Origin of the sequence: Aestuariivirga sp., from assembly GCF_044239095.1 — a bacterium.
In the GTDB taxonomy this organism is placed as follows: Bacteria; Pseudomonadota; Alphaproteobacteria; order Rhizobiales; family Aestuariivirgaceae; genus Aestuariivirga.
In genome coordinates, this window is record NZ_JBIICB010000115.1 from 1 (window position 1) to 12,368 (window position 12,368).

Annotated in this window: 12 protein-coding genes; 10 read left to right on the forward strand and 2 right to left on the reverse strand. The window is 63.4% G+C overall.

Features of this window, described 5'->3' with window-relative positions; all coding sequences use genetic code 11:
* Nucleotides 1-141: 141 nt before the first annotated feature.
* Nucleotides 142-828: an outer membrane protein gene (locus tag ACILRA_RS11835; protein WP_395662303.1), complete on the reverse strand. Its 687-nt coding sequence runs from the start codon at nucleotides 826-828 to the stop codon at nucleotides 142-144.
* Between the two features lie 200 nt (nucleotides 829-1,028).
* Here ACILRA_RS11835 and thrS point away from each other — a divergent pair, with 200 nt between their 5' ends.
* Nucleotides 1,029-2,987 carry a threonine--tRNA ligase gene (thrS, locus tag ACILRA_RS11840; RefSeq protein WP_395662304.1) on the forward strand — a complete coding sequence of 653 codons (1,959 nt, stop codon included), beginning with the start codon at nucleotides 1,029-1,031 and terminating at the stop codon, nucleotides 2,985-2,987.
* Nucleotides 2,988-3,260: 273 nt separating this feature from the next.
* Here the strand turns inward: thrS and ACILRA_RS11845 are convergent, their stop codons facing one another.
* Nucleotides 3,261-3,968 (reverse strand): L,D-transpeptidase family protein, encoded by a 708-nt coding sequence (locus ACILRA_RS11845; RefSeq protein ID WP_395662305.1) that lies wholly within the window; start codon nucleotides 3,966-3,968, stop codon nucleotides 3,261-3,263.
* Between ACILRA_RS11845 and ACILRA_RS11850 the strand changes: the two genes are divergently transcribed.
* The 9 genes from ACILRA_RS11850 to ACILRA_RS11890 all read left to right on the forward strand — a co-directional run bounded on the left by ACILRA_RS11850 (nucleotide 3,943) and on the right by ACILRA_RS11890 (nucleotide 12,259).
* Nucleotides 3,943-4,080: a hypothetical protein gene (locus tag ACILRA_RS11850; protein WP_395662306.1), complete on the forward strand. Its 138-nt coding sequence runs from the start codon at nucleotides 3,943-3,945 to the stop codon at nucleotides 4,078-4,080. The genes ACILRA_RS11845 and ACILRA_RS11850 overlap by 26 nt on opposite strands.
* Nucleotides 4,081-4,223: 143 nt before the next feature.
* Nucleotides 4,224-4,952 (forward strand): SDR family NAD(P)-dependent oxidoreductase, encoded by a 729-nt coding sequence (locus tag ACILRA_RS11855; protein ID WP_395662307.1) that lies wholly within the window; start codon nucleotides 4,224-4,226, stop codon nucleotides 4,950-4,952.
* 4 nt (nucleotides 4,953-4,956) lie between these two features.
* Nucleotides 4,957-5,112, forward strand: coding sequence for a DUF2256 domain-containing protein (locus ACILRA_RS11860; RefSeq protein ID WP_395662308.1), 156 nt, complete (start codon nucleotides 4,957-4,959; stop codon nucleotides 5,110-5,112).
* Nucleotides 5,109-6,608 carry a cryptochrome/photolyase family protein gene (locus ACILRA_RS11865; protein ID WP_395662309.1) on the forward strand — a complete coding sequence of 500 codons (1,500 nt, stop codon included), beginning with the start codon at nucleotides 5,109-5,111 and terminating at the stop codon, nucleotides 6,606-6,608. Before ACILRA_RS11860 ends, ACILRA_RS11865 begins: the two co-directional genes overlap by 4 nt.
* Before the next feature lie 751 nt (nucleotides 6,609-7,359).
* Nucleotides 7,360-8,289: a pirin family protein gene (locus tag ACILRA_RS11870; RefSeq protein WP_395662310.1), complete on the forward strand. Its 930-nt coding sequence runs from the start codon at nucleotides 7,360-7,362 to the stop codon at nucleotides 8,287-8,289.
* A 51-nt stretch (nucleotides 8,290-8,340) separates the two neighbouring features.
* Nucleotides 8,341-9,132, forward strand: a complete 792-nt coding sequence (zupT, locus tag ACILRA_RS11875; RefSeq protein ID WP_395662311.1) for a zinc transporter ZupT — start codon at nucleotides 8,341-8,343, stop codon at nucleotides 9,130-9,132.
* A gap of 132 nt (nucleotides 9,133-9,264) precedes the next feature.
* Nucleotides 9,265-9,996: a DUF1194 domain-containing protein gene (locus tag ACILRA_RS11880; RefSeq protein WP_395662312.1), complete on the forward strand. Its 732-nt coding sequence runs from the start codon at nucleotides 9,265-9,267 to the stop codon at nucleotides 9,994-9,996.
* A gap of 449 nt (nucleotides 9,997-10,445) precedes the next feature.
* Nucleotides 10,446-10,748 (forward strand): hypothetical protein, encoded by a 303-nt coding sequence (locus ACILRA_RS11885; protein ID WP_395662313.1) that lies wholly within the window; start codon nucleotides 10,446-10,448, stop codon nucleotides 10,746-10,748.
* Complete coding sequence (locus ACILRA_RS11890; RefSeq protein ID WP_395662314.1) at nucleotides 10,745-12,259, forward strand: methyl-accepting chemotaxis protein; 1,515 nt, start codon at nucleotides 10,745-10,747, stop codon at nucleotides 12,257-12,259. Before ACILRA_RS11885 ends, ACILRA_RS11890 begins: the two co-directional genes overlap by 4 nt.
* Nucleotides 12,260-12,368: the final 109 nt, after the last annotated feature.

A 12,368-nucleotide genomic window follows, 5' to 3' on the forward strand; every position in this document is an offset into this window, starting at 1 on the left:
GTCGGAACGCGCGCGAGAGCATGATCCGCAAAAGTGGAAACCACTTTTGCGAAAAGATCATGCTCAAGCCATTGAACTTGCGCGAGTTCTTTTCGACCAGGTGATTCCACCTGGTCGGAACGCGCGCGAGTGATGGCGGGTTCAGATGCTGAAGGCGTAGTTCACGCCGAGCCGGATCGTATGCATCGTCTCCAGATCTTGCTCGAAGGTCACGGTACCCGCGTCGTCGCTTATCTCATATTTCATGTCGTCGAGTGACAGGTAGAGATACTCCACCCCCACTGAGACGTTCTGCGTCACGTCGACGTCGACGCCCGCACCTATGGTCCATCCTTCGGCCCAGTCATTGTCGCTGCCGCGGAGGCCCGTGACCTCGTCGTCGATCTCGAAGGACATCTCAGCCGTGGCGAAGCCGCCGGTGATGTAGAACAACGCACTGCCCGCGGCATAGCCGGCGCGGGCGCGGATGGTGGCGAGGTTCGGCATGTCGAGTTCGGACGAGTTTGCGGCATCGCGCGCGATCTTGGCGCCAGCGCCGAAGGACCAGTCCGCCACCGCGCCGATCACCCAGCTGTCCGTGTTATAGTCCACGCCCGCCCGCACGCCATAGGCGGCCAGATTGCCGTCGAGATAGCCGAAGGGCGGATCAACCCCTTCGGACTGCTGATAGGTGCTCTGCATCATGTTGGCCCCGCCGAAGGCGCCGACATAGACCTCGAAGTCCGAGGAGCGGAACTCCGGCGGCATGCCGTTGTCGGCTGCGGCGGCGGGGGCTACTCCGGCAGCGGTGCCGGCCAGCAGTGCGAAAAGCAAAAGGGAACGTCTCAAGAAAGCCTCCATCGGATGTTTGCAGGTCGTTATGGGAGGACTATGCAATCTTAACGTTAATCCCGGGTTACCAACCTCAAGAGGAAAATACGCCCGAAACATCAACTTGACCCATGGCAACCCGCCCACTAAACCCCGGCTAGTATTGATTGATATCGCTTACCCGCACCCGTTGGCGGGAGTGAGCAGGAGGATGAGACATGATCACCTTGACCTTCCCCGATGGCGCCAGCCGCCAGGTTGATGCCGGGGTTTCCGCCCGCGACGTGGCGGCATCCATTTCGAAATCGCTGGAGAAAAAGGCCATCGCTGTCGTGGTCAACGGCACGCTGGTGGATCTCGCCGATCCCATCACCACCGATTCAACGCTGCGCATCGTGACGCGTGATGATGCGGAAGCCCTTGAGCTCATCCGCCATGACTGTGCCCATGTGCTGGCAGAAGCCGTGCAGGAGCTCTTCCCCGGAACCCAGGTGACGATCGGCCCCGTCATCGAGAATGGCTTCTATTACGACTTCTTCCGCAACGAGCCCTTCACGACGGAGGATTTCGCGGCAATCGAAAAGAAGATGCGGGAGATCATCCAGCGCGACAAGCCCTTCACCAAGACGACGAAGAGCCGCGAGGAGGCGAAGGACTTCTTCCGCGCCAAGGGCGAGCTCTTCAAGGTCGAGCTGGTGGACGCGATCCCCGGCGACCAGGACATCAAGTTCTATGACCAGGGCGGCTGGACCGATCTCTGCCGTGGACCCCACATGACGTCGACGGGCAAGATCGGCACCGCCTTCAAGCTCATGAAGGTCGCGGGCGCCTATTGGCGCGGCGATTCCAAGAACCCGATGCTGACCCGCATCTACGGCACTGCCTGGGCCAGCGAGAATGATCTGAAAGCCTATCTCCACGCATTGGAAGAGGCCGAGAAGCGCGACCACCGCAAGCTCGGCCGCGAGATGGACCTGTTCCATTTCCAGGAAGAAGGCCCCGGCGTCGTCTTCTGGCACGCCAAGGGCTGGACCATGTTCCAGCAATTGATCGCCTACATGCGCCGCCGCCTGGCCAAGCTCGATTATGACGAGGTGAATGCGCCGCAGCTCCTTGACAAGTCGCTGTGGGAAACCTCGGGCCACTGGGGCTGGTACAAGGAAGCGATGTTCGCCGCCACCTCCGCTGGCGAGACGACGGAGGACGACCAGGTCTTCGCCATCAAGCCGATGAACTGCCCCGGCCACGTGCAGATCTTCAAGCACGGACTTCGTTCCTATCGCGAACTGCCCTTGCGCTTGGCCGAATTCGGCAACGTCCACCGCTATGAGCCGTCAGGAGCCCTCCACGGCCTCATGCGCGTGCGCGGCTTCACGCAGGATGACGCGCACATCTTCTGCACCGAAGAGCAGATGAAGGACGAGTGCCTCAAGATCAACGACCTCATCCTCTCCACCTACAAGGACTTCGGCTTCGAGCAGATCGTGGTGAAACTCTCCACCCGCCCTGAAAAGCGCGTCGGGAGTGACGAGGCATGGGACCGCGCTGAAAGCATCATGTCCAAGGTCTTGGAACAGATCGCGGCGGATTCCGGCGGCAAGATCAAGACCGCGGTCAACCCGGGCGAGGGCGCCTTCTACGGCCCCAAGTTCGAATATGTGCTGCGCGATGCGATCGGCCGTGACTGGCAGTGCGGCACCACCCAGGTGGACTTCAACCTGCCCGAACGCTTCGGCGCCTTCTATATCGGTGCCGACGGCGAGAAGAAGGTCCCGGTGATGATCCACCGCGCCATCTGCGGCTCGATGGAGCGTTTCCTCGGCATCCTCATCGAGCATTTCGCCGGCCACTTCCCCCTCTGGCTCGCACCCACCCAGGTGGTGGTCGCCACCATCACGTCCGACAGCGATCCTTACGCGCTCGAAGTCCGCGACATGCTGAAGAAGGCGGGCCTGCGCGCAGAGGCCGACCTCCGCAACGAGAAGATCAACTACAAAGTCCGCGAACACTCGGTCGGCAAGGTCCCTGTCATCCTCGTCGTCGGCAAACGCGAGATGGACGAACGCGCCGTGAACGTCCGCCGCCTCGGCTCGCAGAACCAGACCCCGATGTCCCTCGACGCCGTGCTCTCGTCCCTGAAGGACGAGGCCACACCGCCCGACCTCACGCGCGACTGACAAAGAGCCCTCATCCGGCCTTCGGCCACCTTCTCCCATTGCTTCGCAACGGGCGAAGGGATTCGTGGTGAGGTTTCCCTTCTCCCGTCGCAACGCGATGGGAGAAGGTGGCCGAAAGGCCGGATGAGGGCCTCTCACCGCAAGTCACACACCCGCCATCCCTTCCTTCAAACAAGCGACGGCAACCCCACCACGAGTCCCTTCTCCCGTCCGCAGGATGGGAGAAGGTGGCCGACAGGCCGGATGAGGGCCTCTCACCGCGAGTCACTCACCCTACGACGTCTCATCCTGATTGAGGACCACAAAATCCTCCCCCGTGCGCGTATCCGGCGTCGACGGCAGGTCCGTCGTCACCAGCACGAGGCCGATGTGCATGCGCTGCTTCATCGCGTTCACCACATCGGGCTCCGCGCGGATGCGGTTGATCACGGCGGTGTCGGGCTCCGCCGTGGACCCGTGGGAAATGGCATGCCACGCCATGCCGCCGCCGCCCGCCGCGCTGAGGATGAACACGTGCTGGCCGAGCGGCTGGTCCTCGGGGGTCAGCGTTGCCTTGCCGGAAATCACCGTGTCGCCATTCTCGAGAATGGTGATGGTCTTGTCGGCGCTACTCACGATCACCGAAACCGCGACGGCGTCTGCGTTGTCCGGCTTATGCGCCTTGGCGTTCTTGAGCTTCGCCTCTGCCTCGCTGATTTCGCGTTCCGCATTGTCCGACAGCACGAGGCCAGGGTGGTTGACGTCTGCGGGCGCGCTGTGCGCATCGGCGATGATCACGGCGGTGCCCACATGGGTCACGGTGAACAGCAGCTTGGAGAATTCCAGCGGCAGGCGCACGCAGCCGTGCGATGCCGGATAGCCCGGCAGCTTGCCCGCATGCAGCGCCACGCCCGACCACGTCAGCCGGTTCATGTTCGGCATGGGCGCATCATTATAGGTCGAGGAGTGGTGGTTCTTGTCCTTCTGCAGGATGGTGAACACGCCCGTCGGCGTCCGCCGCCTCGGCTCGCAGAACCAGACCCCGATGAGCCTGGAGGCCGTCATCTCTGCCCTGAAGAACGAGGCCGCACCGCCCGACCTCACGCGCGACTGAGATACCACCCCAATTTCGTCACCCCGGCGAAGGCCGGGGTCCAGCTTCTGGCGTCCATAGCTGGATTCCGGCCTTCGCCGGAATGACGGTATTGAGGTTTCGCATGTCCTGAACCAGCCGCCCCCACGCGCCGTATAATGGGCATGTCACACACATTCATCGTTATCGGCGCCACCGGCGGCATCGGCTCTGCCTTGTCCCGCAAGCTTGCATCCGCAGGCCACACCATTCACGCCATCGGCCGTGACGCGGCGAAGCTCGCGGCACTCACCGCAGAGATCGGCGGCACCTCCGCCGTGGCGGATGTGTCCAACCGCGCTGAGCTTGAGGCGGCGGTCAAGGCCGCAGGGCCCACCGTCGCGGGCCTCGCTTATTGCGTCGGCACCATCAACCTGAAGCCCGTCTCGCGCATCACGGATGAGGATGTGGAGCATGACTTCACCCTCAACGCGCTGGGCGCGCTCCGCGCCGTGCAGGCCGCACTCCCCGCCCTCAAGGCCAATGCCACGCCCTCAAGCGTCGTGTTCTTCTCCACCGTCGCTGTGCAGCAGGGCTTCGCCAACCACGCCTCGATCGGTCTTTCGAAGGGAGCGGTTGAAGGCCTCATGCTGTCGCTCGCCGCCGAACTCGCGCCCAAGATCCGCGTCAACTGCGTGGCCCCGTCGCTCACCAAAACCCCGCTCGCCGCCGCGCTGACCTCGAGTGAGCAGATGGCCACCGCCATCGCAAGCTTGCACGCCCTGCAGCGCCTCGGTGAACCGGACGACATCGCCGCCGCCGCCGCATTCCTGCTTGCGCCCGAAGCATCCTGGATCACGGGGCAGGTGATCTGCGTTGACGGCGGCCGCTCAAGCCTGCGCACCAAGGGCTAGCCCCATGCCGCGCGGCGTCAAGAAGGACCAGCTCCCGTCCAAGCCCTGCGCCTGCTGCGGCAAGCCCTTCACCTGGCGCAAGAAGTGGGCACGCGACTGGGAGAATGTGAAAACCTGCTCCGACCGCTGCCGCGCCACGCTGAAGCAGCAGGCGAAATGACAACGCTCCGCATCGTGCTGGGCGACCAGCTCACGCGCGGCATCTCATCGCTGCGCGATCATCAGCCCGGTGACACCGTGCTGATGATGGAGGTGGCGGAGGAGGCGACCTACGTCCGCCACCACAAGCAGAAGCTCACGCTGATCTTCTCCGCCATGCGCCACTTCGCAGATGAGCTGCGCGCCGATGGCCTCGCCGTCGATTACATCCGCCTCGATGATCCCGCCAACACAGGCTCCTTCACCAGCGAAGTCCAGCGCGCCATCGCCCGCCACTCACCATCGCGCATCATCGTCACCGAACCCGGCGAATGGCGCGTGCAGGAGATGATGAAAAATTGGGGCGCGGAGATCCTCACCGACGACCGCTTCTTCGCTAGCCCTGCCACATTCGCCGCCTGGGCCCGCGGCCGCAAGCAGCTCCGCATGGAGTTCTTCTACCGCGACATGCGCCGCGCCTCGGGCCTCCTCATGGAGGGTGACGAGCCCACAGGCGGCCAGTGGAACTTCGACCATGACAACCGCAAGTCCCTGCCGAAGGACGTGACACCCCCGAAGCGCCAGCGCTTCGAACCCGATGCCATCACGGCGGAGGTGATGGCCATGGTGCAGCAGCGCTTCCCCGGTCACTTCGGCGATCTCGAACCCTTCGGCTGGGCCGTCACGCGTGAGGATGCGCTGGAAGCCCTCGACCATTTCATCACCGCCTGTCTTCCGAATTTCGGCGACTATCAGGACGCGATGAAGCAGGGCAACGTCTTCCTCTACCACTCCATCATCTCGCCCTATCTCAACATCGGCCTCATCACCCCGCGCGAGATCTGCGAACGCGCGGAGCAGGCGTGGAGCCAAGGCCACGCACCCTTGAACGCGGTTGAAGGCTTCATCCGCCAGATCCTCGGCTGGCGCGAATATGTGCGCGGCCTCTATTGGCTGAAGATGCCGGACTATGCGGAGACCAACGCACTCGAAGCCCACCGCCCGCTCCCCGATTTCTATTGGACGGGCAAGACGGAGATGAACTGTCTCGCCCAGTCGATCGGCGACACCAAGCGCCACGCCTACGCCCACCACATCCAGCGCCTCATGGTCACCGGCAATTTCGCACTGCTTGCGGGCCTGTCGCCCAAGGAAGTCGAAGCCTGGTACCTCCTCGTTTATGCGGATGCCTTCGAGTGGGTGGAACTCCCCAACACCCACGGCATGGCGCTCTTCGCCGATGGCGGCGTCATGGCATCGAAACCCTATGCCGCATCCGGCGCTTATATCGACCGCATGTCGGATTACTGCAGCCACTGCCGCTATGATCCTGCCGTGAAACTCGGCCCCAAGGCCTGCCCCTTCAACTACCTCTACTGGGATTTCCTCATCCGCAACGAGGCGAAGTTGAAGTCCAACCCCCGCATGGCCATGCCCTACCGCACGCTGGCCAAGATGGATGCGGAGCGCAAGGCTGAGATCGCGCGGCAGTCGAAAGTGTTTCTGGACAAGCTGTAAGTTGATGTTCCCCTTCTCCCGTCGCAACGCGATGGGAGAAGGTGCCCGAAGGGCGGATGAGGGCCTCTCTCCGCGAGTCTTGCCGCCCGAAGGAGGCCCTCATCCGGCCTTCGGCCACCTTCTCCCATCCTCCGGACGGGAGAAGGGACTCGTGGTGAGTTTTCCCTTCTCCCGTCGCATCGCGATGGGAGAAGGTGCCCGAAGGGCGGATGAGGGCCTTTCTCCGCGAGTCCCGCCGCCTGAAAAAGCCCTCATCCGGCCTGCCGGCCACCTTCTCCCATCCTCCGGACGGGAGAAGGGACTCGTGGTGAGGCTTCCCTTCTCCCGTCGCAACGCGATGGGAGAAGGTGCCCAAAGGGCGGATGAGGGCTTCTCTCCGCGAGCCTTGCCGCCTGAAAGAGCCCTCATCCGGCCTTCGGCCACCTTCTCCCATCCTCCGGACGGGAGAAGGGACTCGTTGTGAGGTTTCCCTTCTCCCGTCGCATCGCGATGGGAGAAGGTGCCCGAAGGGCGGATGAGGGCCTGTCTCCACGAGTCTTGCCGCCTGAAAGAGGCCCTCATCCGGCCTTCGGCCACCTTCTCCCATCCTCCGGACGGGAGAAGGGACTCGTTGTGAGGTTTCCCGAAGGTGCCCGAAGGCCGGATGAGGGCCTCTTTCCACACGGCACGCCACCCCTTGAACCGTAACCACTCCCGCTACATATAAACCTCGAATTCCAGCCTTGAACATCGGCGGAAAGGACGTCGCAGCATGAGCCTGCCCCACATCCCTGATCCCATGCCGGGTGACGCCGCCGCGGCGGATTCGATCGACATGGTCATCGTGCCCCGCGCGCGTGACCTGGGCAATTTCGAGGTCCGCCGTGCGCTGCCTGCGGCGGGCAGGCAGATGGTCGGACCCTTCATCTTCTTTGACCAGTTCGGCCCGGTGCTGATGAAGCCGGGGCAGGGCGTTGACGTCCGTCCGCATCCGCACATCGGTCTCTCCACCGTCACCTGGCTCTTCGACGGCGCCATCTATCATCGTGACAGCCTGGGGAGCGCGCAGTCCATCGCACCGGGCGAACTCAACTGGATGACGGCGGGCAAGGGCATCGTCCACTCCGAGCGCACGGCAGCGCCCGATCTGGCGCGCGCGCGCAAGGTCTTCGGCATCCAGAGCTGGGTGGCGCTCCCGAAGCAGCATGAGGAAACCGCCCCCGCCTTCGAGCATGTGGCGGCGGCCCAACTCCCCCTCATCGAGGACCATGGCATCTCCGTCCGCGTCATCGCCGGAACACTCTACGGCGCCACCTCTCCGGTGAAGACCCATTCCGGACTCCTCTACGCCGACGTGCAGATGCTGGCGGGCGCCGCACTCCCGCTCCCCGTGGAGCATGAGGAGCGCGGCATCTACATCGCCGAAGGCGAGATCGGCGTCGCAGGCCAGCACTTCGCGGCCGGCCGCCTGCTCGTCTTCCGCCCCGGCGATGCCATCACGCTCAATGCCAGAACCAACGCCCGCGTCATGCTCTTGGGCGGCGAGCCGATGGACGGCCCCCGCCACATCTGGTGGAACTTCGTGTCCTCTTCCAAGGACCGCATCGAAGCCGCCAAGGACGACTGGAAACATGCCCGCTTCGGCATCGTGCCCGGCGACGATCAGGATTTCATTCCGCTTCCTGACAAAGAGTTGGGTTGAAACCCCGCAGCCGGCGCTTTTATATCACCGGAAAACAGGGGAATGGCGGGAATGGACTGGCTTGTCGGAAGCAATGTGCTCGTGGCGCTCGCAGTCTGCGCGGCAGCGGCGTTGTCGACCGTGCTCGGCAGCCTCTTCGTCATCTTCTCGAAGGAGCCGAGCCCCAGGCTTCTGGCCTTCGGCCTCGCCTTCGCGGGCGGCGCCATGGTCTATGTCTCCCTCGTCGAGATCTTCTGGAAGGCGGAGACGAGCTTCGCCTCGCTGCATGATCCGAAGTCGGCCTATATCTATGCCACGCTGTCCTTCTTCGCGGGCGCCCTGCTGCTGATCCTGCTCGACCGGTCGATCCCCAATCCGCATGGCGCCATCTCGTCGTCGAACGGCGATGAGGCTCACATCAAGCGCGTCGGGCTGCTCGCGGCCTTCGCCATCACCGCCCACAACCTGCCAGAAGGCCTCGCCACCTTCCTGGCGACGCTGGAGAACCCGGTGGTCGGCATCCCGCTGGCAGCGGCGATTGCCATCCACAACATCCCCGAGGGCGTGTCGATCGCCATTCCCGTCTACTATGCGACCGGCAGCAAGAAGAAGGCCCTGCTGGCCACCTGCCTCTCCGCCCTGGCAGAGCCCGTGGGCGCGCTCATCGGCTATGCCATCCTCGCGCCCTTCCTCACCCCCAATGTCTTTGCCATCGTCTTCGGCATGATCGCGGGCGCCATGGTCTTCCTCGCGCTGGACGAGTTGCTCCCCACCGCCAAGCGCTATTCCAAAGGCCATGAAACCGTCTACGGCATCGTCACCGGCATGGCCGCGCTGGCCGTGAGCCTGATCCTGTTCAAGTAAGCACGCGGCAAGGGCAGAGAGGCTCCGCCGCATTACCCCTCAGCTGACGATAAAATCACGGTGGATATTCGATACTCCCGCCACACGCTCCATGCCGGGCGTGCGGCAACTGCAAGCTGGGAGAAAACCATCATGGTTAGTCTACTTCCGATTGTTAAGGGCCTGCTCCGGCCCATCGCCGTCCTCGCATTGGCCGTCACCCTGGCCGCGCCGTCACCCGCGCGGGCGGCAGACTGTGTCGACCTTGCGCTGGTCCTCGCGGTTGATGGTTCCGGCAGCATCAATCCGGAGGAGTTCGCCTTGCAGCGGCAAGCAATCGTTTCCGCCTTCTCCAGCCCCGATGTGCTCCAGGCCATTGACCGCGCGGGCCTCGTGGCCGCCGCTGTCCTGTACTGGGGCGATGCCGAATGGCCGGTTCAGCAAACCGGCTTTATTCGCATCGGCAAGCCCGAGGATGCCAAGCTGCTCGTGGCGGCCGTCGAAACCATGCCGCGGCAGGTCCTCGGCAGCACCGGCCTCAGCAACGGCCTGTCCGCCGCTCTCGACAAGCTTGAAACGGTTGGCTGTGCATACCGGTCCGTGATCAACGTATCGGGTGACGGTGCTGACACTTTCATTCCCCGCAAGCGCCGGCTGGCTCCCTCGCTCCGGAACATCCGCGCCAGGGCAACCGCCGCGGAGGTGACGATCAACGCACTGGTCATCACCAACGACGAGCCAGATCTGAAGTCCTATTTCGAAAAGCAGGTGATCACCGGCCCTGGTGCCTTCGTCATCGAAATCAACGCCATCTCCGACTATTCAAGCGCCCTTCGCCGCAAGCTCATCCGCGAGATATCGCCCTCCACACTGAGCCAGAGGTGACACACAACACGCCTCTGCCTCAAACCTGCTTGCCCCCTATCCCCTTCTCCCACCGCGCCGCGACGGGAGAAGGTGCCCGAAGGGCGGATGAGGGCCTCTCTCCACGAGTCCCGCCGCCTGAAAGGGCCCTCATCCGGCCTTCGGCCACCTTCTCCCATCCTTCGGACGGGAGAAGGGAACGCAGGTCTCAATAACTTCCCCTTCTCCCGTCGCAACGCGATGGGAGAAGGTGCCCGAAGGGCGGATGAGGGCCTCTTTCCGCCGAGTCCCGCCCCCAAACCCTGCGCCGGTTTCACACGACGCGTGTTGCTGGTAGGCGGGATGAAGGCCTCTGTCTGTCAGGCCCGTTGGCGCGTTGTCCAGTTTCGCGCAATGCCCTCATGCGATGTTCGGAAAAACCTGGCCACAAGCGCGAGGACATCCGCAGTCATGCATAGCTGGCGGCCCAAATGAGCAACGAACTTCTTCTGCCTCTGTTGGCCGTGACCATATTTGCTGCCATTTCTGTTTCGGCAACCACCCTGGGCGGCGGCGGGCGCACCGCCGTGGCCCTGGTCTATCCACCCTGGTGGAGCGCCGAGCAAAGCTTTCTGGCTGCTGCAGAGGGTGGTCCTATCCTGGCGCCCGGTGGCTTGCCCAACATCATTCTGGTTCCCGTTGACAGTCATCCGGCGAAAACCCACGGCGAGTGGCTTCGGTTCAATGTGTCCGCCCGTCTTGGATGTTCATCAGCACAAGGAGAAGGAATTTGACGTTCGGTATTGAGCAGCAGCGGCTTCTGACGGACCGGATCACGCTGGTGGCCTTGTGGTTTCACGTGCCGCTGATCTATGGCGTCTGCATGTTTGTTGGCGTCGGCTGGACCACGCTGACCGGCGCCGCCCTCGCGGTGGCTGCCATATCCACCCTGCTGCTCTTTTCGGCGCCAGTCCGCACCCCGGGGCGGCTTGTGGCGGCCGTGGGGCTGATGGTGCAGATCTCGCTTGCCGTTGCAGCACTCGCCGGCCATCCATGGCAGACGGACATGCATATGTATTACTTCGCCATGCTCGCTGTTCTGGTCAGCTACATTGACTGGCGCGTCATTCTGGCTGCCACCGCGACGGTTGCCGTGCATCATCTCGGCCTTAACTTCTTTTATGTGGCGGCGATCTATCCGGGCGAGTCGGATTTCGGCCGCGTGCTGGTTCATGCCGTCGTGCTGGTGATCGAGGCGAGCGCCCTGGTGGCGATAAGCCTGATGATCTGCAGTCTCCTCGACAGTCTGAGCCAGTCGATGGAGCGGGCGCAGGAGGCTGAACGCATGAGCCGCAGGAGTCAGGTTGACAGTGACCAGCTCATTTCCATTCTCTCCCATGCGTTGGGGCGGCTTGCCCGCAAGGACCTGTCGTTCCGGATAGAGGATGATCTTCCTCACGCCTTCGTCGCGGTCCGCGAGGACTTCAACTCCGCCGTGCTGCAGCTCGAAAGCGTCGTCGAGACTGTGGCGCAATCCTCCAGCACGATTTCCTCGGGTGCAGGAGAGATCAGCGCGGCATCCACCGACCTGTCCCGCCGGACGGAGACACAGGCCGCAAGCCTGGAGGAAACCACCGCAGCACTCGAGCAGATCACGCGCACCGTCATGGAGACCGCCTCGGAAGCGCGCAGCGCGCGCAAGGCCGTCAGCCTTGCCCAGCAGGAGGCTGACGTTGGCAGTGAAGTCGTGACCCGCACCATCGACGCGATCCGCCGGATCGAGAACGCGTCGAACCAGATCACCCAGATCATCTCCGTCATTGATGAGATTTCCTTCCAGACCAACCTGCTGGCGCTGAATGCCGGTGTTGAGGCGGCGCGCGCAGGTGAAACCGGGCGCGGCTTTGCAGTCGTCGCCTCCGAGGTGCGTGCGCTCGCCCAGCGTTCGACGGCCGCCGCCCAGGACATCAAGAAGCTCATCTCGAGTTCGACCAGCGAAGTGAGCAAGGGTGTTGAACTGGTTGAGGCCACAGGCGCTGCCCTCGCGCAGATCGTCGTGCGCGTCAGCGAGGTCAGCACCACGATCTCCAACATTGTCAAGGTTGCCGAGGAGCAGTCCGGGAGCCTGTCGGAGGTTAACACCGCACTGCGGCACCTCGATGTGACCACCCAGCAAAATGCCGCCATGGTGGAGGAAACGTCGGCCGCGACAGAGAACCTGAACCATCAGTCGGAAATGCTGAACAGTCTCATCAGGGAATTCTCACTCCGCCGCAACAGCCCCACCACCAGCCGCGCCGCCTGAAAGAGCCCTCATCCGGCTTGGTCGCGCCACCTTCTCCCATCCTCCGGACGGGAGAAGGGACTCGTGCTGATGTTTCCCTTCTCCCGTCGCAACGCGATGGGAGAAGGTG